The sequence below is a fragment of the Actinoplanes lutulentus genome, assembly GCF_003259845.1.
In the GTDB taxonomy this organism is placed as follows: Bacteria; Actinomycetota; Actinomycetes; order Mycobacteriales; family Micromonosporaceae; genus Actinoplanes; species Actinoplanes lutulentus.
In genome coordinates this window covers 527,708-550,732 of the sequence record NZ_QLMJ01000004.1, presented here as the reverse complement: position 1 = coordinate 550,732, position 23,025 = coordinate 527,708, and the positions used below count along the sequence as shown (strand labels likewise).

The 23,025-nt window shown below is 69.6% G+C and carries 16 protein-coding genes and 1 pseudogene; 14 read left to right on the top strand and 3 right to left on the bottom strand.

Annotated features, from left to right (window positions below; translation table 11 throughout):
* Positions 1 to 226: 226 nt before the first annotated feature.
* On the top strand, positions 227 to 3,352 hold the full coding sequence (ileS, locus tag B0I29_RS12875; protein WP_111649130.1) for an isoleucine--tRNA ligase: 3,126 nt from the start codon (positions 227 to 229) through the stop codon (positions 3,350 to 3,352).
* Positions 3,353 to 3,515: 163 nt separating this feature from the next.
* Positions 3,516 to 4,193 (top strand): lysophospholipid acyltransferase family protein, encoded by a 678-nt coding sequence (locus tag B0I29_RS12870; RefSeq protein WP_111649129.1) that lies wholly within the window; start codon positions 3,516 to 3,518, stop codon positions 4,191 to 4,193.
* Here the strand turns inward: B0I29_RS12870 and B0I29_RS12865 are convergent.
* Positions 4,190 to 5,629, bottom strand: coding sequence for a hypothetical protein (locus B0I29_RS12865; protein WP_111649128.1), 1,440 nt, complete (start codon positions 5,627 to 5,629; stop codon positions 4,190 to 4,192). The two genes, B0I29_RS12870 and B0I29_RS12865, sit on opposite strands and share 4 nt — an antisense overlap.
* 262 nt (positions 5,630 to 5,891) lie before the next feature.
* On the opposite strand from B0I29_RS12865, the gene B0I29_RS12860 reads away from it, so the two are divergent.
* From B0I29_RS12860 to B0I29_RS12810, 11 genes are all read left to right on the top strand, one after another.
* Positions 5,892 to 6,689 carry an alpha/beta fold hydrolase gene (locus B0I29_RS12860; RefSeq protein ID WP_111649127.1) on the top strand — a complete coding sequence of 266 codons (798 nt, stop codon included), beginning with the start codon at positions 5,892 to 5,894 and terminating at the stop codon, positions 6,687 to 6,689.
* A gap of 29 nt (positions 6,690 to 6,718) precedes the next feature.
* The gene (locus B0I29_RS12855; RefSeq protein ID WP_245972478.1) at positions 6,719 to 9,220 is read left to right on the top strand and encodes a SpoIIE family protein phosphatase; all 2,502 of its coding nucleotides are present in this window, start codon (positions 6,719 to 6,721) and stop codon (positions 9,218 to 9,220) included.
* On the top strand, positions 9,217 to 9,561 hold the full coding sequence (locus tag B0I29_RS12850) for an STAS domain-containing protein (RefSeq protein WP_111649126.1): 345 nt from the start codon (positions 9,217 to 9,219) through the stop codon (positions 9,559 to 9,561). Before B0I29_RS12855 ends, B0I29_RS12850 begins: the two co-directional genes overlap by 4 nt.
* 21 nt (positions 9,562 to 9,582) lie before the next feature.
* A complete protein-coding gene (locus tag B0I29_RS12845) occupies positions 9,583 to 11,526 on the top strand; it encodes a TIGR03960 family B12-binding radical SAM protein (RefSeq protein ID WP_111649125.1) in 1,944 nt (647 codons plus the stop codon).
* Between the two features lie 51 nt (positions 11,527 to 11,577).
* Positions 11,578 to 12,312 carry a TIGR03936 family radical SAM-associated protein gene (locus B0I29_RS12840; protein WP_111649195.1) on the top strand — a complete coding sequence of 245 codons (735 nt, stop codon included), beginning with the start codon at positions 11,578 to 11,580 and terminating at the stop codon, positions 12,310 to 12,312.
* Between the two features lie 134 nt (positions 12,313 to 12,446).
* A complete protein-coding gene (locus B0I29_RS12835; protein ID WP_245972477.1) occupies positions 12,447 to 15,902 on the top strand; it encodes an Rne/Rng family ribonuclease in 3,456 nt (1,151 codons plus the stop codon).
* A 122-nt stretch (positions 15,903 to 16,024) separates the two neighbouring features.
* The gene (locus B0I29_RS12830; protein ID WP_111649124.1) at positions 16,025 to 16,579 is read left to right on the top strand and encodes a hypothetical protein; all 555 of its coding nucleotides are present in this window, start codon (positions 16,025 to 16,027) and stop codon (positions 16,577 to 16,579) included.
* 190 nt (positions 16,580 to 16,769) lie between these two features.
* Positions 16,770 to 17,084, top strand: coding sequence for a 50S ribosomal protein L21 (gene rplU, locus B0I29_RS12825; RefSeq protein WP_111649123.1), 315 nt, complete (start codon positions 16,770 to 16,772; stop codon positions 17,082 to 17,084).
* Between the two features lie 8 nt (positions 17,085 to 17,092).
* Positions 17,093 to 17,350 (top strand): 50S ribosomal protein L27, encoded by a 258-nt coding sequence (gene rpmA, locus B0I29_RS12820; RefSeq protein WP_111649122.1) that lies wholly within the window; start codon positions 17,093 to 17,095, stop codon positions 17,348 to 17,350.
* A 96-nt stretch (positions 17,351 to 17,446) separates the two neighbouring features.
* The gene (obgE, locus tag B0I29_RS12815) at positions 17,447 to 18,955 is read left to right on the top strand and encodes a GTPase ObgE (RefSeq protein ID WP_111649193.1); all 1,509 of its coding nucleotides are present in this window, start codon (positions 17,447 to 17,449) and stop codon (positions 18,953 to 18,955) included.
* A gap of 57 nt (positions 18,956 to 19,012) precedes the next feature.
* Positions 19,013 to 19,453 (top strand): GNAT family N-acetyltransferase, encoded by a 441-nt coding sequence (locus B0I29_RS12810; protein WP_111649121.1) that lies wholly within the window; start codon positions 19,013 to 19,015, stop codon positions 19,451 to 19,453.
* On the opposite strand, the gene B0I29_RS12805 is transcribed toward B0I29_RS12810, so the two are convergent.
* Together B0I29_RS12805 and B0I29_RS46655 are read right to left on the bottom strand one after the other, a co-directional pair.
* Entirely contained in the window at positions 19,442 to 20,089 is a 648-nt protein-coding gene (locus B0I29_RS12805) for a tryptophan--tRNA ligase (protein ID WP_245972476.1), read from the bottom strand. The genes B0I29_RS12810 and B0I29_RS12805 overlap by 12 nt on opposite strands.
* A pseudogene (locus B0I29_RS46655) lies at positions 20,001 to 20,258 on the bottom strand (tryptophan--tRNA ligase); the annotation flags it as partial. The pseudogene B0I29_RS46655 and the gene B0I29_RS12805, both read right to left, overlap by 89 nt.
* Positions 20,259 to 20,482: 224 nt before the next feature.
* On the opposite strand from B0I29_RS46655, the gene pepN reads away from it, so the two are divergent.
* Positions 20,483 to 22,978, top strand: coding sequence for an aminopeptidase N (pepN, locus tag B0I29_RS12800; RefSeq protein WP_111649120.1), 2,496 nt, complete (start codon positions 20,483 to 20,485; stop codon positions 22,976 to 22,978).
* Positions 22,979 to 23,025 lie beyond the last annotated feature (47 nt).

Here is a 23,025-nt window from a genome sequence, read left to right as displayed (position 1 = left end):
ATCCGGGGTCGGCCGGTATCGTTGTGCTCACGCAGGCAACGAACCGGCCATCACCGGGGAGCCTCCGGAAGAACGGTCCTCCTAGTAGAACCGGGCGTTTGTCGGCGCGCGCGACCAGCCGACCAGAATGAGCGGGCCTTCTCTTCGGGGCGGGCCAAGCGAGGTGGTACCGCGGGCTTGAAAAGAAGCTCGTCCTCGCAGTCACGACGACTGCTTGAGGGGAAACATGGCTTATCCGAAGCACACCGACGCCACCGGCGTTCCGGCCAGTCCGGACCTGCCGGCGGTCGAACGCGCGGTGCTCGATCACTGGGCCGCCGACAAGACCTTCGAGGCGTCGATCGAGCAGCGCCCGGCCGGCGAGGACGGCTCGAACGAGTACGTCTTCTACGACGGCCCGCCGTTCGCCAACGGCCTGCCTCACTACGGGCACCTCTTCACCGGGTACGTGAAGGACCTGGTCCCGCGCTATCAGACGATGCGTGGCAAGCGTGTCGAGCGCCGGTTCGGCTGGGACACGCACGGCCTGCCCGCCGAGGTCGAGGCGGAGAAGCAGCTCGGCATCACCAGCAAGGCGCAGATCGTCGACCTGGGCATCGACAAGTTCAACGAGGCCTGTCGTACCTCGGTGCTCGCGTACACCAAGGACTGGGAGCGGTACGTCACGCGCCAGGCCCGCTGGGTGGACTTCCAGAACGACTACAAGACGCTCGACCCGGCGTACATGGAGTCGGTCATGTGGGCGTTCAAGACGCTCCACGAGAAGGGCCTGGTCTACGAGGGCTTCCGGGTTCTGGCGTACTGCTTCCGGTGTGAGACGCCGCTGTCGAACACCGAGACGCGGATGGACGACGTCTACCGGGACCGGACCGACCCGGCGCTGACCGTGCGGTTCCGGCTGGACACCGGCGAGGACATCGCGGTCTGGACGACCACCCCGTGGACGCTGCCGTCGAACCTGGCGCTGGCGGTCGGCCCGGACATCGAATATGCCGTTTTGTCCGACAAAAATGGGCAAAAGCTCATCGTCGGCGCGGGGCGCGTTTCGGCGTACGCAAAAGAGCTTGAAGATTTTGAACAGGTCGGCACGGTGCAGGGCCGGGACCTCGTCGGCCGTCGTTACACCCCGCTCTTCGACTTCCTGGTCGAGAAGGGCGGGCCGAACGCCTTCCAGGTGCTCGGCGCCGACTTCGTGACCACCGAGGACGGTACGGGTGTCGTCCACATGGCGCCCGCGTTCGGTGAGGACGACCAGAACGCCTGCAACGCGGCCGGTATCCCGACCGTGGTGACCGTCGACGAGCACACCCGCTTCACCTCACTGGTCCCGGATTTCCAGGGCCTGCAGGTCTTCGACGCGAACAAGCCGGTGATCGCCGTACTCAAGGAGCGCGGCGTCGTGCTGCGCCACGACGGGTACACGCACTCGTACCCGCACTGCTGGCGCTGCGACACCCCGCTCGTCTACAAGGCAGTGTCCTCGTGGTTCGTGGCGGTGACCCAGTTCCGGGACCGGATGGTCGAGCTGAACCAGGAGATCACCTGGACGCCCTCGCACATCAAGGACGGCTCGTTCGGCAAGTGGCTGTCGAACGCCCGTGACTGGTCGATCTCCCGGAACCGCTTCTGGGGCTCGCCGATCCCGGTGTGGAAGTCGGACGACCCGAACTACCCGCGGGTGGACGTCTACGGGTCCTACGACGACCTGGAGCGCGACTTCGGCGTACGCGTCACCGACCTGCACCGCCCGTACGTCGACGAGCTGACCCGGCCGAACCCGGACGACCCGACCGGGCAGTCGACAATGCGCCGGGTGCCGGAGGTGCTGGACTGCTGGTTCGAGTCCGGCTCGATGCCGTTCGCCCAGGTGCACTACCCGTTCGAGAACAAGGACTGGTTCGAGCACCACTACCCCGGTGACTTCATCGTCGAGTACATCGGCCAGACCCGCGGCTGGTTCTACACCATGCACGTGCTGGCCACCGCGCTCTTCGACCGGCCCGCGTTCCGTAACTGCCTGAGCCACGGCATCCTGCTGGGCGAGGACGGCCGGAAGATGTCCAAGTCGCTGCGCAACTACCCGGACGTCTACCGGGTGTTCGACAGCTACGGCTCGGACGCGATGCGGTGGATGCTGATGTCGTCGCCGGTGCTGCGTGGCGGGGACATGCCGGTCACCGAGGTGGCGATCCGGGATTCGGTGCGGCAGGTGCTGCTGCCGCTCTGGAACGTCTGGTACTTCTTCAGCCTTTATGCGAACGCTTCTGGCTACGAGGCGAAATTCCGGACAAATTCGGAGCACCTCCTCGACCGCTACATCCTCGCGAAGACGAGCGAGCTGGTCGCGGACACGCAACGCCAGATGGACGACTACGACATCTCCGGCGCCGCCGGAAGTGTCCGGAGTTATTTGGACGCCCTCACCAACTGGTACGTGCGCCGCTCCCGGGACCGCTTCTGGGCCGGCGACGAGGACGCGTTCGACACCCTCGCCACCGTGCTGGAGACCCTCACCCGGGTGGTGGCGCCACTCGCGCCGCTGACCGCCGAGGAGATCTGGCGCGGCCTCACCGGCGGCCGTTCGGTGCACCTGACCGACTGGCCCTCGGCGGACGCGTTCCCGGCCGACCACGAGCTGGTCGCCTCGATGGACGCGATCCGCGACGTGGCCTCGGCCGCGCTGTCGCTGCGCAAGGCGAAGGGCCTCCGGGTCCGGCTGCCGCTGGCGACCGCGACCGTCGCGACCCCGTCCGGCTCGGCGCTGGAGGGCCTCGGTGATCTGCTGAAGGATGAGGTCAACGTCAAGAACGTGGTCTTCACCGACGACGTCGAGGCGTACTGCCGGCAGGTGCTCACCGTGGTGCCCCGCGCGCTCGGCCCCCGGGTCGGCAAGCAGGTGCAGCAGGTCATCAAGGCGGTCAAGAGCGGCGACTGGCAGCTGGTCGACGGCGCACCCGTCGCGGCCGGCATCACCCTGGCCGAGGGCGAGTACGAGCTGAAGCTGGTCGCCTCCGACGTGGAGAACTCCGCGCCGCTGCCGGCCGGTGGTGGCGTCGTGGTGCTCGACACCGAGGTCACCGCGGACCTGGCGGCCGAGGGCCTGGCCCGCGACGTGATCCGGGTGGTCCAGCAGGCCCGCCGGGACGCGGACCTGGACGTCAGCGACCGGATCTCGCTGGTGATCGGCGCGTCGGAGGCGGTCCGTGCGGCCGTCGAGACGCATCGGGAGTTCGTCGCCGGTGAGACCCTCGCCACCTCGGTCGAGTTGAAGGCCGAGAACGCCGGGTTCGCCGGCGAGGTGGGTGACGGTGAGCAGGTGACCGTGACGGTGACCGCCGTGCACGCCGTGTGATTCATCACTGAAGAAGAATTCAGCCGAAAAGCCCGGATGTTCGCCTGGTGGGGGCGAATGTCCGGGCTTCGGTCCAAGATCGTTAGATACTTCCGAGCCCTGGTCCGATAACCTCACAGCACCCCCATCCCTACTTCGCACCTGGTGTGCTCCGGAGGACGAGTTGCCGCTGCTCTACTCAATCGGCAAGGTCATCATCGGGACGACGTTGATGACTGGCTGGCGGCCGACCGTCGAAGGCATTGAGCACATTCCGACCAGTGGCGGCGCGATCTTCGCCGGCAACCACCTCTCCGTCGCGGACGAGCTCTTCCTCGGCACTGTGGTGCCGCGTCACCTGGCCTTCTGGGCCAAGTCCGACTACTTCACCGGCACCGGCGTCAAAGGCTTCCTCAACCGCAAGCTGATGGAGGGCCTCGGCGCCATCCGCGTCGAGCGGGCCGGTGGCCGCGCCGCGCTCACCGCGTTCGACGCCGCGATCCCAGCCCTCAAGGGCGGTGACCTGGTCGCCGTTTACCCCGAGGGCACCCGCTCGCCGGACGGCAAGCTCTACCGCGGCCGCACCGGCGTGGCCCGGCTCGCGGTCGGCGCCGGGGTGCCGATCATCCCGGTCGGGATGCTCGGCACCGACAAGGTGCAGCCGATCGGCCGCCTCGCGCCGAAACTGATGCGGGACACGGTCACCGTGAAATTCGGCAAGCCGATCGACACGATCGGCCGGTCCGACGACCGCACCTCGCTGCGCGAGCTCACCGACCAGGTGATGGCCGAGATCCAGAAACTGACCGGCCAGGAGTACGTCCCTCGGTACGCGCCCAAGCGCGAAGAGAGCGATTCCTAGACCAGTCCCTGCAACGGCGCTTGCAGCACTTCGTCACGGAGCTGGCTCACCAGCGCGGCGCTCTCGTCGAGGTCCCGCCGGGTGAGCAGCACCGTGGCGAGGCTGCCGTGATCGGCCCAGACGCACGCCACCACGGACGTGCCGTCGAGCCGTCCGACACCACACTGCTGGTGCACGCCGAACTCACCGGTGTCGTAATCGCTCACGTCGGTCAGCTTCAGCTCGCCGGAGAGCCGGTCCAGCTGCGCTGAGACGTCCGAGCCCGGTGTCAGCCGGAACCCGGTGGCGCCGAAGAGCGTGACCCGTTTGCCGTTGCCGTCCGCATAGACCCCGGCGAACGCGTCGCCCGACGAACCGGCGTCCTGCAGCTGCTCGGCGAGCCGCTCGACGGCCTGCCGCGCCGACGAGGTGTCCCGCAGGCTCAGGTCCGAGAAGGTGGCCGGCAGGACCGCGCTGACCGGGAACTGCCGCGCGGCCGGGATCTGCCAGTAGGCCAGCGGCAGGGCGCAGCACAGCACCAGGCTGAAGACCGCGAGCATCGTCATCCTGCGCAGGGTGCGGCGGATGAAGCCCCGCCGTTTCGGCGGCTTGGCGAGCCAGGGCGCGGGCGGTGGTGGCGCCGGACGCCGCGGCTGAATCGGGACCTGAGGACGGGTCTGCGCGGGCCTCGGCGCGGGCCTCAGCTTGCGCAGCGAGAACGTCTTGCGCGGCGCGGGGGCGGCGCGAGGCGCCAGCGGCGGTAGCCCACTGCCACCGGCCGGCGGCGGATAGGTACCGGGCGCGGGAAACTTCGGCCGTGCGGCCTCAGCCTTCGCCGCGGCCTCCGCCTTGGCCCTCGCCTCGGCCTTCTCGGCCAGCAGTTTCGCGATCGTGGCACGCGCCGACTCCGCCTTGGCCGCCGTCGCGGCAGCCGCGGCCTTCGCCGCCTCAGCCGCCTTTTTCTCCACGACATCCGCCGCGGCCGACGCAGCGTCCAGTCGCGCGTTCAGCGCGGCCACCCGGTCCGCCCGGTCCGCCCGATCCGCCCGATCCGCCCGCCCGTCACCGGCGGCTGCCGCCGCCGGAACCTCGACCTTGGTTCCATCCAGGCGCGTCGGTGGCATCTCCTCCATGGGTACGCCCACCGAGCTGTACGCCTCGTCCCAGACCTGAGTCGGCTGGTCGGCCCACGGGTCGACAGCCGGCGTCGTCGGCCACTCGTCATCACCGGCATCCCGGCCGCCGGCACCGGAAACCCGGTCCCGCAGCCGGCTCCAGACCGAGCGCCTGGGCCCGCTGTCCGGAACCGCTGCCGCGCCGCTCCACCGCGGCTGGACCGGCGGCATGCTGAGCGTGGCCGGGTCCCCGGAATCGGGGATATCCACCTTCTCCGGCAAAGTCACCTCTTCGGTCATTCCGGCGGCCAGAGTCGGTTCGACCGGCTTGTTGTCGGCCATTTTTCGATCTCCTCCTGTGCCCCCAGGTACCGAACGTCTTCTCCCAGGTTAGAGCGGGTGCGCCAGCGGGACGGCCATGCCGGAACCGGACTCCAGACACGAATGGCGGACAACGAGGGCGATGTGCGGGACGCTCCGGAGTCGTATGGTTACCCGGACTTGTCATCCGCCCGGCTCGACACGGGCGGAAAGTGCCCGGAGTCACCACCCCTCGGAGATTCCGCTCACCAGCCACCCGCTCCGCCCGGAGGGTTTGTTGCGCATGAGCACCACGCAGAGAAACGCCGTCACCTTCAGCGGGGCCGAGTCCGGCCCGCCCATGCTGTTCGCCCATGGATATGGCTGCGACCAGAACATGTGGCGTTTCGTCACGCCGGCTTTCGAGGACACGCACCGGATCGTGCTCTTCGACCACGTCGGCAACGGTAAATCCGACCTGTCCGCGTACAGCGACGACCGCCACTCCAGCCTTGAGGGATACGCCGAGGACGTCCTGGACATCGTGCGCGAGCACGATCTGCGTGACGTCGTCTTCGTCGGCCACTCGGTGAGCTCGATGATCGGCCTGATCGCCGCGAACCAGGAACCGGAGCGCTTCGCCGGCATCGTCATGATCGGCCCCTCGCCGCGGTACATCAACGACGACACCGACGGTTACTTCGGTGGGTTCGGCCGTCCCGACATCGAGGAGATGCTCGAATCGCTGGACAGCAACTACCTCGGCTGGTCCAGCGCGATGGCCCCGGTGATCATGGGGAACCCGGACCGGCCGGAGCTCGGTGAGGAGCTCACCAACAGCTTCTGCCGCACCGACCCGGCGATCGCCAAGAAGTTCGCCCGGGTCACGTTCCTCTCCGACAACCGGACCGATCTGCCGAAGGCCCGGGTGCCGTCGCTGATCCTCCAGTGCTCCGACGACGTCATCGCTCCCACGGTGGTCGGTGAGTACGTCCACAAGCACACTCCGGAGAGCACATTCCAGGTTTTGAACGCGACCGGTCACTGTCCGAATCTGAGCGCTCCACAGGAAACGGTTGACGCGATCAAGTCCTGGTTGTAGACAGCGGGCATGATCGGCGGAGCAGTGGCGTGAGTGAGACTGGTGGGCCGGACGTGACACAAGAGTTGCGACTGCCCTGGGACGACGATCCGGAAGACCTCTACGAGCATGCGCCGTGCGGATATCTCACGACGCTGCCGGACGGCACCATCGTCCGGGTCAACGAGACGTTCCTGGCATGGACGGGACACACCCGAGCCGCTTTGATCGGTCACCGACGGTTTCGGGACCTGCTCACAGCGGGTGACAAGATCTACCACGAGACCCATTACGCACCGTTGCTGTCGATGCAGAACGAGGTGCATGAGATCGCGCTCGAGGTCGTGCGTGAGGACGGGCGTCGTCTGCCCGTACTCGTGAATTCGGTCCTGGAACGCGGAGCCGGCGGCGCGCCGCGGCTCATCCGCACGATGGTCTTCAACGCCACCGAGCGGCGCAGTTACGAACGGGAGCTGCTCGCGGCCCGGCGTGAGGCCGAGGCCTCCGAGCAGCGTGTCCGGGTTCTCCAGCGGATAGTGGCCGATCTGTCCGCGGCGCCGACCGAGGCCGAGGTGGCCGAGGCCGTCGTCCGCGCCCCGGAACCGGCCTTCGCCGCCGCCAGCACCAGCATCTATCTGGTGGACGTGGAGCGGGACCAGCTGGTCGCGGTCGCGTCCACCGACCCGACCACCGGCAACTGGGACGACATGCCGCGTTCGTCGCCGCGCGCGGTGGCGGCCGTGGCCCGGCGCGGTGACCTGCACGTGATCGGCTCGATGGCCGAGGCGGAGGAGCACTTCCCGGACCTCGCCGAGTCGATGCGCCGCTCCGGCCGCCAGTCGGTCGTGCTGCTGCCGCTCACCACCGGCTCCGGCGACGACCAGGCCATCGCGGTGCTCGGCGTCCTGGCGTTCAGCTTCCGCGAGGAGCGCTCGCTCAGCGACGGCGAGCTGCGGGTCATCCGCCTGCTGGGTCAGCAGGCCGGTCAGGCGCTGGACCGGGCCCGGCTCTACGACGACGCCCGCCGGCGCGAGGACCGGGCGAACTTCCTGGCGCGCACCACCCGGTCGCTGGAGGAGGAACACCGCCTGTTGCAGCGGGCCCGCCGCTTGGTCGAACGGGTCGTGCCGGAGATCGCCGACTGGGCCGCGGTCCGGCTCCAGGTCGGCCCGGCCGGTCTGCGGGAAGACCTCGGCGGCCCGCCACCGGACCCGGACCTGCTCGCCGAACGCGTTGCCGAGGCGACCAGCAAGACCGAGCCGATCTTCGCGGCCGACGGTGACGGCCTGGGCTGTACGGTGCTGCCGCTGACCGCTCGCGGCCGGGTGCTCGGCACCCTCGCGCTGCGGATGGCGCCGGACCGCCGCGGCGCCGAGGCTGAGCGGATGTTCCTGCGCGACCTGGCCGACCGGGCCGGGCTGGCGCTGGAGAACGCCCGGCTCTACGAGCAGGAACGCGCCATCGCCCGGACGCTCCAGCGCAGCCTGCTGGCGGCGGACGTGCCCGGTGGGGACCCGCGCTTCGCGATGGAGACCTTCTACCAGGCCGCCGCGCAGGACCTCGAGGTCGGCGGCGACTGGTTCGACGCTTTCCTGATCACCCCGAACAAGCTGGCCGTGGTGGTCGGCGACGTGGTCGGCCGGGGCATCGACGCGGCCACCACGATGGGCCAGCTGCGCAGCGCGATCCGGGCGCTCGCCTCCGCCGAGCACGGACCGGCCCGGCTGCTGGAGCAGCTCGACAGGTTCTGCGAGCGGGTCGACTCGGCCCGGATGGCGACCGTCGTCTACGGCGAGATCGACCTGCTGAGCAGCGAGTTCTCGTACGCCTGCGCCGGCCACCTGCCCCCGCTGCTGCACGAGCCGGCCGGCTCACCGCAATACCTGCTGCAGGCCCGTTCGGCGCCGATCGGCTCCCGGGCCGGCGACCGCCGCCGCACCGAGCACAAGGTGCGGCTGGCCGCCGGCAGCCGGCTGCTGCTCTACACCGACGGCCTGGTGGAGCGCCGGGGCCGCCCGATCGACCGCGGCTTCGAGATCCTCGCCCGGGAGTACGCACGCCGCCGTGACGCGCCGCTCAAGGGCCTGACCGCGGGACTCGCCGACACCATGGTCGGCCGGGACCACGGCGACGACGTCTGCCTGCTCTGCCTCACGCTCGGCACCGAGGAGCGGCTGGAACGTTCCATCGGCGCGGACCCGTTGCAGATCTCGCTGCTCCGCGCCGACCTGCGGGGCTGGCTGGTCGGCCACGCCGTCGACCAGGACTGTGTGAACGCGGTGCTGCTGGCCTGCTCGGAAGCGGTGGCGAACGCGATCGAGCACGGGTACCGCGACGACCCGTTCGGCGTGGTCGACGTGTCGGCGACGGTCAGCCTGGACGCGGTGGAGGTCCGGGTCAGCGACCGGGGCAGCTGGCGGGGCCCGGGCACCGACTTCGCCCGCGGCCGGGGACTGCAACTGATCGAGGACTCGATGGACGAGGTCTTCTTCGACCGAGGCGAGGGGACGACGGTGACCATGCGCCGGCACCGCGGAGGAGATCCGTCATGACCGACCAGTGGGTGACCTTCTCCCAGCTCGGCATCGCCGAGCTGGTCTACCTCAAGGGCGAGATAGACCTGGCGAACGCGAACGACATCGGGCGGGCCATCGTGGCCCGCACCTCCGACGCGGACGCCGTGCTGATCGACCTGACAGCGGTCTCGTTCCTGGACAGCGCCGGTGTGCGGCTGCTCGACTTCATCGTGGGTGACCTGGACGATCGGGGGAAACCGATCAAGCTGGTGGTGGGGGAGCGGGGCGCCGCCCGGATGACCCTGCAGCTCTGCTCGTTCCGGACCGACCTGCTGGCCACCGATCTGGAAAGGGCCGCAGCGGAGTTGGGCCGTTAGCCTCGCGTACCCTGGAGACCCATGAGCGTCAACTCAGTCTTCCCGCAGCTCGAGCAGCTGCTGCCCAGGGTCAGCAAACCGATCCAGTACGTGGGCGGCGAGCTCGGTGCCGTTGTCAAGGACTGGGACGACACTGTCGTCCGCTGGGCTTTGATGTACCCGGACGCGTACGAGGTGGGGCTGCCCAACCAGGGCGTCCAGATCCTCTACGAGGTGCTCAACGAGCAGCCGGACGTGCTGGCCGAGCGGACGTACGCGGTCTGGCCGGACCTCGAGGCGCTGATGAAGGAGAACGGCGTTCCGCAGTTCACCGTCGACGCGCACCGCCCGGTGAAGGCTTTCGACATGTTCGGCATCTCGTTCGCGACCGAGCTGGGTTACACCAACCTGCTCAGCGCGCTCGACCTGGCCGGCATCCCGCTGCTCAGCGCGGACCGCACCGATGACGACCCGGTGGTGCTGGCCGGCGGCCACGCCGCGTTCAACCCGGAGCCGATCGCGGACTTCATCGACGCCGCCGTTCTCGGCGACGGCGAGGAGGCGGTCCTCGAGATCACCGGGATCATCCGGGAGTGGAAAGCGGAGGGCAGCCCGGGCGGCCGTGACGAGCTGCTGCTGCGCCTGGCGCGGACCGAGAGCATCTACGTCCCGCGCTTCTACGACGTGGACTACCTGCCGGACGGCCGGATCCAGCGTGTTGTGCCGAACCGTCCGGACGTCCCGTTCCGGGTCTCCAAGCGCACCACGATGGACCTGGACGCGTGGCCGTACCCGAAGAAGCCCCTGGTCCCGCTCGCCGAGACGGTCCACGAGCGGTACGCCGTGGAGATCTTCCGCGGCTGCACCCGGGGTTGCCGCTTCTGCCAGGCCGGCATGATCACCCGCCCGGTGCGGGAGCGCTCGATCACCACGGTCGGCCAGATGGTCAAGGAAGGCCTGGAGTTCTCCGGCTTCAACGAGGTCGGTCTGCTCTCGCTCTCCAGCGCCGACCACTCCGAGATCGGTGACATGTGCTCCGGCCTGGCCGAGCAGTACGCCGACACCAACGTCTCGTTGTCGCTGCCGTCCACCCGGGTCGACGCGTTCAACATCGACCTGGCACAGGAGCTGTCCCGCAACGGACGGCGTACCGGTCTCACCTTCGCTCCAGAAGGCGGCTCGGAGCGGATCCGCAAGGTCATCAACAAGATGGTGACCAAGGAAGACCTGATCCGGACGGTCGTGACGGCGTACTCGAACGGCTGGCGGCAGGTGAAGCTGTACTTCATGTGCGGCCTGCCCAGCGAGACCGACGAGGACGTCCTCGAGATCGCCGACATGGCACACGAGGTGATCCGGGCCGGCCGCGAGGCCGCCGGCACCAAGGACATCCGCTGCACGGTGTCGATCGGTGGCTTCGTGCCGAAACCGCACACGCCGTTCCAGTGGGCGAAAATGGACACCCCCGAGGTCATCGACGGCCGCCTCAGGATGCTCAAGCAGGCGATCAACAGTGACCGTTCGCTCGGCCGCGCCATCGGTTTCCGCTACCACGACGGGGAGCCCTCGCTGATCGAGGGCCTGCTGTCGCGCGGCGACCGCCGGGTCGGCGCGGTCATCCGCCGGGCCTGGGAGAAGGGCGGCCGTTTCGACGGCTGGTCAGAGCACTTCTCGTACTCCCGCTGGGTCGAGTCCTGCGCCGAGGTGCTTCCCGGCTTCGGCGTCGACCTGGACTGGTTCACCACGCGTGAGCGTGAGGAGCAGGAGGTCCTGCCCTGGGACCACCTGGACTCCGGCCTCGACAAGGACTGGCTCTGGCAGGACTGGCAGGACTCGATGAGCGAGTTCGAGCAGGACGACTGCCGCTGGACCCCATGCTTCGACTGCGGCGTCTGCCCGGCGATGGACACCGAGATCCAGATCGGTCCCACCGGCAAGAAGCTGCTTCCCTTGACACCCGTTAACAACTTGCGGGTCCCTGCTTAGGAGAAGGACATTCCCCCGAAGAACCAACCCGTGGGCGGTCAGGCCCCGGTGGTGCAGCGGCTCCGCCTTCGCTATGCGAAGCGCGGACCGCTGCGTTTCACCTCGCATCGGGACTTCGCTCGCGCTTTCGAGCGCGCCCTCCGGCGCGCAGCGGTACCCATCGCCTATTCGCAAGGCTTCACCCCACACCCCAAGATTTCGTACGCGAGTGCGGCGCCCACCGGCGTCGGCAGTGAAGCGGAATACCTGGAGATCGGGCTGCAGGCTCCGGTCGACCCGGAGCAGTTGCGGGTCGCTCTCGACGCGGCGCTCTCCCCGGGCCTCGACATCCTGGAGGCGGTGATCGCGTCCGAGGGCAGCCTGGCCGACCGGATCGACGCCTCGCGCTGGCGTCTCGAACTTTTCGAGGTCGAGCCGAAAGCGGCGCTGGCCGCCGTGGCGGCCTTCAATGAGGCCCAGGAAGTGCTGGTCGAGCGCATGACCAAGCAGGGCCGTCGATCCTTCGACGCGCGCGCGGCGGTCGTCCGGTGCATAGTGACGGAGGAGGCAGACCTACCTTCCGGGGCTATGGGAGTACCGTGTGCGATAATCGACCTTGTCGTACGGCAGGTGACACCCGCCGTTCGGCCCGATGACGTCCTTTCCGGCCTGCGCGTGGTGGCCGGCCTGGAGCCGCCGGTCCCCCCACGGGTAACCCGGCTGGCCCAGGGCTCACTCACCGCGCAGGGGGATATCGTCGATCCGTTGGACGCGGATCGCGAGGGCGCCGGCATCGGAGGACGCTGACCGGGTTCCGGTTGGTGTTCGTTGGCAGACTTCGGCAGCCCGTCCGCATCGGCCGGGCCCGGAACACTTTTGCAGCGATCCTGCGTGGCAGCGCTTACCCGCGCCCGGGGTCGCCGAGAACTGGAGAGCGCCCCATGCTCGATAACGAGCCCCCAGTGAACCTGGGAGACCCGGGCGGTGAACGGGACGGAGCAGTCACTCCGCCCGGAGATGCCGCCATCACCCCTGCACGCCGGACGCGTGCCCCGCGGCGCAAAGCGGCAGCCCCTCCGCCGGAGGAGCCTGCCGCCCTGTTCGGCGACTCGGCAGCTGCCGAGCCCGCCGAGACCGAGGCTCCGGCCCCGGCCAAGAAGGCGACCCGTAGCCGCCGCAAGGTCGCTGCTCCCGCTGCCGAGGCTCCGGCCGAGGTGACGGAGCATCCGGCTGCTGAGATCCCGGCTGCTGAGATCCCGGCCGGGCCGGCCGCCGAGGTCGCCGAGGCTCCCGCCTCGGCTCCGGCCAAGAAGGCGACTCGCAGCCGCCGCAAGGTCGCTGCTCCGGCCGCGGAGGTCGCGGAGGTCGCCGAGGTGGCGGAAGCCGCCGAGGTCGCCGCGGCACCGGTCCAGGCTGAGGCCGAGCCGATCGCTGAGACCCCTGCTCCGGTGAAGAAGGCCGTCCGCAGCCGCCGCAAGGTCGCCGCCCCGGTCCTGATCGAGCCGGTCTCCGAGCCGATTTCCGAGCCGGCACCGATTTCCGAGCCCCTGGTCGAGCCAGCCGCAGCCCTGTCCGAGGCTGAGGTTGAGGAGACCGAGGAAGAACTGATCGCGGACGCCGCCATCCAGGCTGCTTCGGCTGCCCGGTCCGCCGGTGTTCCGGTGATCGGCATCCTGCCGCTCGACGACGACTTCGTGGAGGAACAGCCGGCCCGCCCGTCTCGGGCCCGTCGCGCCGCCCTTCCGCCCGCTGTGCTGTTCATGCCGCCGGACCCGTCCGAGGCCCAGGCGGCCGCCGCGCCGGTGAGCCGTCGCCGCCGTGGCGCCGTCGCTGAGCCGCTGGCCGAGCCGGTCGCTGAGGCCGTCGCCGCGGTGCCCGCCGAGACCGCCGCCGCCGAGACCGAGCCGGTCGCCGAGGCTCCGGCCGAGGTCACCCGTCGCTCCCGTCGCCGTCGTCGCGGTGCTGCCGAGGAGCCGGCCGAGGTCGCCGTCGTGGTGGAGGAGCCTGCTCTTGAGGAGCAGGACGGTTCCGACGACGACGCCGAGGACGGTTCCGACGACGACTCCGAGGACGAGGACGGCGCCCGCCGCCGTCGCCGTCGCGGCCGTCGTGGCCGTGGCCGCGGCAAGGGCCCGACGGACGAGTCCGACGAGAACGAGCAGGACTCCGAGGACGAGGAATCGGACTCCGAGCCCACCGAGGCCTCGGCCGAGGACAGCGACGAGGACACCGAGGACGTGGAGGGCGACGGGGTCACCCGCCGCCGCCGTCGCCGGCGTCGTAAGGGCGCCGGCGGTGACGCCGAGGTCGGCGGCATCGAGGACGGCGTGCACACCGTGGTCCGGGTCCGCGAGCCCCGCCGCACCTCCGACGAGGTGCAGGGCGTCTCCGGCTCGACCCGCCTGGAAGCCAAGCGTCAGCGCCGCCGGGACGGCCGCGAGCAGCGCCGGACCCGCCCGCCGATCCTGAGCGAGTCGGAGTTCCTGGCCCGCCGTGAGGCGGTCGACCGGGTCATGGTCGTGCGGCAGAAAGCTGACCGCACCCAGATCGCGGTCCTCGAGGACGGCATCCTGGTCGAGCACTACGTCGCCCGTGCCACCTCCGGCACGATGGTCGGCAACGTGTACCTCGGCAAGGTGCAGAACGTGCTGCCGAGCATGGAGGCGGCGTTCGTCGACGTCGGCCGCGGCCGTAACGCCGTGCTCTACGCCGGCGAGGTGAACTGGGACGCCACCGGCCTTGAGGGTCGTGCCCGCTCGATCGAGCAGGCGCTGCGCTCCGGCGACTCGGTGCTGGTCCAGGTCACCAAGGACCCGATCGGTCACAAGGGCGCCCGGCTGTCCAGCCACATCGCGCTCTCCGGCCGCCACCTGGTCTACGTGCCGAACGGCAACGCCTCCGGGATCAGCCGCAAGCTGCCGGACAACGAGCGCAAGCGGCTCCGCGACATCCTCAAGAAGCTGGTTCCGGACGGCGCGGGCGTGATCGTGCGTACCGCGGCCGAGGGTGCCACTGAGGACGAGCTGGCCCGCGACGTGAAGCGGCTGCAGGCGCAGTGGGAGGACATCCAGGCCCGCTCTGCCGAGGGCAACGCGCCGCGTGCCCTCTCCGAGGAGCCCGACCTGGTCATCCGGGTGGTCCGGGACCTGTTCAACGAGGACTTCCGTGACCTGGTCGTTCAGGGCGAGCAGGCGTACGTCGAGGTGGAGAACTACCTCGATTCGGTCTCTCCGGACCTGCTGGAGCGACTGCGCCGGCACACCGGTGTGGCCGACGCGTTCGCCGAGTACCGCATCGACGAGCAGATCATGAAGGCTCTGGACCGCAAGGTCTTCCTGCCCTCCGGTGGTCACCTGGTGATCGACCGGACCGAGGCGATGACCGTGGTCGACGTCAACACCGGTAAGTACACCGGCGCGGGCGGCAACCTGGAAGAGACGGTCACCCGCAACAACCTGGAAGCGGCCGAGGAGATCGTGCGTCAGCTGCGGCTGCGCGACCTCGGTGGCATCGTGGTGATCGACTTCATCGACATGGTGCTGGAGAGCAACCGCGAGCTGGTGCTGCGGCGGCTCACCGAGTGCCTGGGCCGGGACCGGACCAAGCACCAGGTAACCGAGATCACTTCGCTGGGCCTGGTCCAGATGACCCGCAAGCGGATCGGCGCGGGCCTGCTCGAAGCGTTCAGCGAGACCTGTGACCACTGCAAGGGCCGGGGCGTGATCATTCACCCCGAGCCGGTGCCGGAGAAGCGCTCCAACGGTGGCGGCGGTGCCAGCCCCCAGGTGAAGGCCGTGGCGGCCGCCGTGCGTACCGAGGCTCCGCCGCAGCAACAGCAGCAGCAGCAGCAGCAGCAGGCGCCGAGCAGCAAGCAGCGTCGTCGCCGGGGCGGTGACAACGGTGTTCAGGCCGAGACCGAGACGGTCGAGGTCGTGACGCCGGTGGAGACCGCCGTGGCCGAGGTGGAGACCGAGCCGGTCGCGCCGATCGCCGAGGCCCGGCCGGTAATCGAGGCCAAGCCGATCGTCGAGGCCAAGCCGGTCGCCGAGGCGCCCGCTGTGGTCGTCGTGCCGCCGGTGGCCGCACCGCCGATCGCCGGCTCGGGGATCATCTCGCGCCCGGTGAAGCCGGTGATCACCTCGTCCGACGGCGGGGACTACGACATCAGTGGCTACGACCTGTCCCGCTTCGCCTCGACCGAGACGAACGGCGATGCGTCCGAGACCAACGGCGTGGAGTACCCGGCCGAGGCTGCCGAGCCGTTGCGCCTGGTCGGCGCCGACGACCCGGACGCCGCGGAAGAGGACGAAGAGGACGAGGACGACTCGGTCGGCGCGGGCACCGGCACCCGCCGCCGGTCCCGTCGCGGAGGCACCCGCCGCCGTACCCGCCCCTGACGAATCCAGAGACCGGCCGGCTGTCACACGGTGACAGCCGGCCGGTTTTCTTTGTTAGCTGTAAAGAAAGTTTTCGGTTACCCTCGGCGGGATCGATCCCTGCCCCCCGAGGAGACCGAGTCATGCGAACCCATCTGTACGCGGTGGCGGGCCTGTCCGCCCTGCTCCTGGCCGTCGGAGGCTGCTCCGGCGGCGACTCCGGCACGAGCGCGGCACCGGCGGCCGGAGCCGGCTCGACGGCGGCGGCCGGCACCGCGGCCGAGGCGACGTCCACCGCGGCCGTCACCGATCCCGGCGCTGCTGCCGACCCCGCGGCGAGCAAGGTGGCCGGAAAGACCGGCGACGCCGCTCTGGCGGCCGACACCGAGGCCATCTGCGCTCAGGCGTCCCGGACCAGCGCCCAGTTCGGCAAGATCTTCATCGAGGACTACAACCGGGTTCTGGAGCTGTCCGGCCAGGCCAAGACCGATGCGGAGCAGAAGGCCACCCGTGACGTGGAGAACTTCTCCTACGCGTTGCTCGACATGTCGAAGCTGGCCGCCGACTCCGGATTGAAGAAGGCTCTCGCTGCGATGGGCGACCAGGTGACCGCCCTCAAGGGTGATCTGGCCGACCTCGACGACAAGAAACTGGCCGGTCTGCACGCCACGCTGGACAAAGCTTGCGGACGTGAGTGACGGGCCCGCGGGCGTGAGTGACGGCCCGGTTTGGGTCTCGGGCCCGCGATGAAGTAGTCTTGCCGACGGTGCCTTTCCGGGCACCCGTTCCGTGCGCGCCTCACAAGCGCCTGCCGGAGCCCTAAAGCATTAACCCAGCAATATCCGCCAGCAGCTCTTTGGCTGCGCAAGTCTCAGGGAGTCCGCGTCGATGTACGCGATCGTCAAGACCGGCGGCAAGCAGTACAAGGTTGCCGAGGGCGACGTGATCGAGGTTGAGAAGCTCGTGGGTCAGCCCGGCGATGCTCTGACCCTGGCCGCGATTCTCCTCGTCGACGGTGACAACCTGGTGACCGATGCGGCCAAGCTTGCCAGCGTGACGGTGTCCGGCGAGATTGCCGAGCACACCAAGGGACCGAAGATTCGGATCCACAAGTTCAAGAACAAGACCGGTTACCACAAGCGCCAGGGGCACCGTCAGCCGCTGACCCGCGTCAAGGTCACCGGCATCAAGAGCGGGAAGTAGGCGCAGCCATGGCTCATAAAAAGGGTGCATCCAGCTCGCGTAACGGCCGTGACTCCGCCGCTCAGCGCCTCGGCGTCAAGCGTTTCGGTGGTCAGCTGGTCAGCGCCGGCGAGATCCTGATCCGTCAGCGTGGGACGAAGTTCCACCCGGGCGAGCTCGTCGGCCGTGGTGGCGACGACACGCTGTTCGCTCTGGCCCACGGCAACGTGCTCTTCGGCACGAAGCGTGGTCGTAAGACCGTCAGCATCGTGCCGGTCGCGGAGTAGTTTTTCTCTACAGCGGGCCGTGGACCCTCGGGTCCGCGGCCCGCTGTTGTTTTCCAACCGGCCGTCAAAGCCGGCCAGGTAAGAGGAGTGCTGAAAGTGACCACGTTCGTCGACCGGGTCGTTCTGCATCTGCAGGCGGGTGACGGCGGGCACGGTTGTGCCTCCGTTCACCGGGAGAAGTTCAAGCCGCTCGGCGGCCCCGACGGCGGTAACGGCGGGCACGGCGGCAGCATCAAGCTGGTCGTCGACGCACAGCAGCACACCCTGCTGGACTTCCACTTCCACCCGCATGTGAAAGCCAACAGCGGTGCCGGCGGTGCGGGGGCGAACAGGGATGGCGCGACCGGCCGGGACCTGGTTCTGAAGGTGCCGGACGGCACGGTCGTGATGACCGAGGACGGCGAGGTGCTGGCCGACCTGGTCGGCGCCGGCACCGAGTTCGAGGTGGCCCGTGGCGGCCGCGGCGGCCGCGGCAACGCGTCGCTGGCGAACGCCCGCCGCAAGGTGCCGGGCTTCGCCGAGCTGGGCGAGCCGGGTGACCAGATCGACGTCGTGCTCGAACTGAAGAGCGTCGCCGACGTCGGCCTGGTCGGTTTCCCGTCGGCCGGCAAGTCCTCCCTGATCTCGGTGATGTCGGCGGCCAAGCCGAAAATCGCCGATTACCCGTTCACCACGCTGGTGCCGAACCTCGGTGTCGTGCAGGCCGGCGAGGCGACGTTCACCATCGCCGACGTGCCCGGCCTGATCCCGGGCGCGGCCACCGGCAAGGGCCTCGGCATGCAGTTCCTGCGGCACATCGAGCGCACCTCGGTGCTGGTGCACGTGCTCGACGCGGCGGCGCCGGAGATCGAGCGTGACCCGCTCGCCGACCTGGACGCGATCGAGGCCGAGCTGTCGGCGTACGGCGGTCTTGAGGACCGGCCGCGGATCGTGGTGCTCAACAAGATCGACATTCCGGACGGCCGGGACCTCGCCGAGATGGTCCGCCCCGACCTGGAGGCCCGTGGTTACCAGGTCTTCGAGGTCAGCGCGGTGACCCGCGAGGGCCTCAAGGAGTTCGGCTACGCCCTCGCCAAGATGGTCGCCGACTTCCGGGCGGCCAAGCCGGTCGAGGAAGCCACCCGTGTCGTGCTGCGCCCGCGCGCGGTCGACGACGCCGGCTTCACGATCGAGCAGGACGCGGAAGGCGTTTTCGTCATCCGCGGTACCCAGGTCGAGCGGTGGGTCCGGCAGACGAACTTCGACAACGACGAGGCCGTCGGCTTCCTCTCCGACCGGATGGACCGGCTCGGCGTCGAAACCATGCTGGGCAAGAAGGGCGCGAAAGCCGGCGACGCGGTCCGCATCGGCACCCGCGAGTTCGACTGGGCGCCGAACGCTGGGGAGTACGTCTCCGGCCCGCGCGGCACCGACTCCCGTCTCGAGGAGCTCGACACCCGGCCGAGCGCGCACCAGCGTCTCGCGGCCCGCAAGGCCCGCCGGGTCCGCTCCGAGGACGAGATCCAGCACATGTCCGCTGATGGCACCGTCACCAGCATCAAGAATTCGCACGTTCCGGTGCTCGTGACCGAGGACGACGATGACGAGGGCGACACCGGCGAATAGGGCATAGGCCAGTTCTCGGCAACCCTCTGGAAATGGTCGTCACCTACAGTCACCTCCGTGCTGATCGAGACCCGCCCCGCGCTGGACCCGGAACTGGCCGCCCTGATCACCGCTCAGCAGCGGGAACTGGCGGTCGCCGGCGCCGGGGCGGGCGCCCGGATATTCGAACCGCATGATGACGTGGCGTACCTGGTCGGTGTGGTTAACGGCAGGGGTGTCGCCTGCGGTGGCTGGCAGGCACGTGACGCCGGAGTCGCCGAGATCACCAGGATGTTCGTCCGCCCGGCACACCGAGGCCGCGGGCTGGGCCGGCAGATGATCGTCGCCCTGGAGGAGGAGGCGCTCGCCGCCGGCCGCCAGGTGATCAGGCTGGAGACCGGGGCGCACATGCTCGCCGTGATCGCGTTGTACCAGTCGTCCGGGTATGCGCGGATCCCCGCTTTCGGGGACCCCCGCAACCTGTGCTTCGAGAAGACCCTGCCGGCGTTAGTTCAGTAATCCGATGGCGGTGCGCGTCCGGCGTACCGTCGCTGTGGCAATGGGACGCACCCGGGCCGCGCCCTGCGCCAAGATCTCGCGGACGTGGGCCGGGTCTTTCGCCAGCTCGGCGTGCCGCGCCCGGATGGGCGCGAGCAGCGACTCGATCGCGTCGGTCACCTCACGCTTGAGAGCGCCGTAGGAGACCGGGTCGGCCGGCTCGCGTCCGGTACAGGCGGCCAGGATGTCGATCAGGTTGGTCACGCCGGGTTGTTCCGGATGCCGCCGGACCTGCGCGAACTCGTCGGTCACAGCCCGCGCTACCGTGCGCCGCACCACATCCGGTGGGTCCAGCAGACCGATTCTGCCCACACCGGCCGCGTTGCTCTTGCCCATCTTCACGCCGGGATCGGCGAGATCCATGATGCGGGCCGCGGCCTCCGGCCGGACGCCTCCGGGCAGGCGGAATGTGGCGCCGTAACGAGTGTTGAAGCGCTGCGCGAGCGGTCCGGGATGCCTCGCCGAAACCGGCCACGCATTCCAGCAGGTAGTGCAGCTCGGTGTGCTCGGCCACGTGCGACTGCAGGATGATCGGCGTGCGCGCCGGATCCACTCCGGCGGCCAGCAGGACGCTCGCCTGTTCCAGTGCGAGAGCACGTATTCTCGCGGGTTCGTGATCCATCGTCATCGCGTGCAGGTCCGCGATCATCGCGATCGAATCGGTGTGGTCCTGCGCGGCGATCAGCGGGCGCAGAGCGCCCAGCAGATTGCCGAGATGCAGGTGACCGGTGGGCTTGAAACCGGTCAGGCGCCGGGTGAGTGCCACGAGAGCTCCTTGCGAGGGTACGAGTGACCGCACACGCCCAGGAGCTCGCCGGAGAACGAAAAAGCGACCGCCCGGACGGGCGGCCGCGGAAGAGAAACGCGTGCGTCGGTGTGCCGCCCTGTCAGGGCAGCCACCAGCTGAGGTTGAGCACGCGCATGCCGCAAGAGCTAACAGTCTGCGGTGCCCCTGCGCGGGTAGCGCTCTCCGGCGGGCATGATGTTGTCATGCCGACCCTGACCCGTGCCGAGGCCGCCGAGCGGGCGTCCGTCGTCGACGTCGAGACCTACCACGTCGATCTGGATGTCACCGCGGACGGCGACACGTTCCGATCGCGCGCGGTCGTCCGTTTCCGGGCCGAGGCCGGCGCGGCGACCTTCCTGGAGTTCGAGCCGGTCGAGATCATCTCGATCAGCCTGAACGGCACGCCGGTGGATCCGGCGTCGGTCGGTGACGGCCGGCTGAGCCTGACCGGCCTGGCGGCGAGCAACGAGCTGACCGTCGAGGCCGTGATGCGGTACTCGATCGACGGTGAGGGCCTGCATCGGTACACCGACCCGGCCGACGGGAACGTCTACCTCTACCAGCACCTGTTCATCAACAACGGCGGCCGGGTGCTGCCCTGTTTCGACCAGCCCGACCTGAAGGCGTCCTGGCAGGTCAGCGTGGTCGCGCCGGAGGACTGGACGGTCGCGACCAACGGCATGCTGGTGTCCCGGGACGGCGGCCGCTGGGAGTTCGCGCCGACCGAGCGGATCTCCACGTACCTGGCCTCGCTGATCGCCGGGCGGTACCACGTGCGCACCGACGAGCACGACGGGATCCCGCTGGCGCTCTACGCCCGGGCCGCGCTCGCCGAGCACCTGGACGCCGAGGCCGACGAGATCTTCGAGATCACCAAGCAGTGCCTGGACCGGTTCCACGAGATGTTCGAGATCCGGTACCCGTTCGGGCACTACCAGCAGGCGTTCGCGCCGGAGTTCAACTTCGGCGCCATGGAGTACCCCGGCCTCGTGGTCTTCCGCGACGAGTACATCCCCCGCTCGGTGATCACCGAGAGCGAGCGGGAGCAGCGGGCCAACGTGATCGCCCACGAGATGGCGCACATGTGGTTCGGCGACCTGGTCACCATGGCCTGGTGGGACGACCTCTGGCTGAACGAGTCGTTCGCCGAATATCTGGGCACCCGGGTCGCTTCCGAGGCCACCCGCTTCCACGGGACCTGGACCACGTTCGCGATGCACCGCAAGGCGTGGGGGCTGCGGGCTGACCAGCGTCCGTCCACCCACCCGGTGGCGCCCTCCGAGGTCACCGACACCGACGCCGCCCTGCTGAACTTCGACGGCATCTCGTACGCGAAGGGCGCCGCCGTCCTCAAGCAGCTGGTCGCCTGGCTCGGCGACGAGGCGTTCCTGGCCGGGCTGAACGCACACTTCGAGGCGCACGCGTACGGCAACGCCACGCTGGCCGATCTGCTCTCGGCGCTGTCCAAGGCCAGTGGCCGTGACCTGTCCGGCTGGGCCGAGGTGTGGCTGCGCCGGGCCCAGGTCAACACGCTGCGCACCGAGGTACGCACGGACGGGGCGAACTACGCCGAGGTGGCCGTGGTGCAGACCGCCCCCGCCGATTACCCGACGCTGCGGCCGCACCGGGTCGGCCTCGGCCTGTTCGACAAGGGCGCCGACGGCACGGTGGTGCGCCGGCGTCAGCTGGAGGTGGAGCTGGACGCGTCCGGCCGTACCGTGATCACCGAGCTCGCCGGTGAGCCCGCGGCCGCCCTGCTGCTGCTCAACGACGGCGACCTGACGTACGCGAAGATCCGGCTGGACGACGCCTCGGCAGCCGCCGTGCCGCTGCTGCTGCCGCTGATCGACGACTCGCTGGCTCGCGCGGTCATCTGGGCCGCCACCCTGGACGCCGTGGTCGACGGCGAACGCCCGGTCGCCGAACTGGTCACCCTGGTGCTCGCCGCGCTGCCGATGGAGACCGAGGTGGTGATCGTCGAGGACGTCCTGCGCGCCACCCGGGGCCTGGTCGACCGGTACGCCACGGCGGAGACCCGCCCGGCCGCGCTGGAACTCGTCGCCCAGGCCACCGACCGGCTGCTCGCCGCGTCACCGGCCGGCAGCTCCGGCCAGCTCGCCGCGGCCCGTGGCCTGATCGGCGCCACCGCCGAGGTGTCCCGGCTGCGTGGCTGGCTGGCCGGCGAGAGCGTGCCGGCCGGGCTGGTCGTCGACGCCGACCTGCGCTGGCTTCTGCACTATCGGCTCGCGGTGCTCGGTGCTTCCGGGCAGGAGGCGATCGACGCCGAGCTGGACTCCGACCGCAGTGCCAGCGGCGAGCAGTGGGCCGCCCGCTGCCGGGCCGCGCTGCCGGAGCCGGCCGCCAAGGACGCCGCCTGGAACGCCGTGGTCGCCGACGGCTCGCTCTCCAACCGTCTCGCCGAGCTCACCGCGGCCGGTTTCTGGCAGCCGGAGCAGCTCGGCCTGCTGGCCGGTTACGTCGAGCGCTACTTCGCCGAGATGCCCGAGATGATGCGGGTGCGCAAGGGAATGAGCGCGGAGCGGGCGGCCATGGCCGCGTACCCGGATGTGGCTGTCTCGGAACAGACCCGGCGGCTGGCCGCCGAGCTGTTGGAGCAGCCGGGTCTCAGCCCGATCCTGCGGCGGGTCGTGCAGGACGCCGACGACGACATGCGGCGTGCTCTGGCCGCGCGCGGTTGATCGGATTTCGTCCGTTCCTGCCCCCGTGACCTCGTAGCCTGAGGATA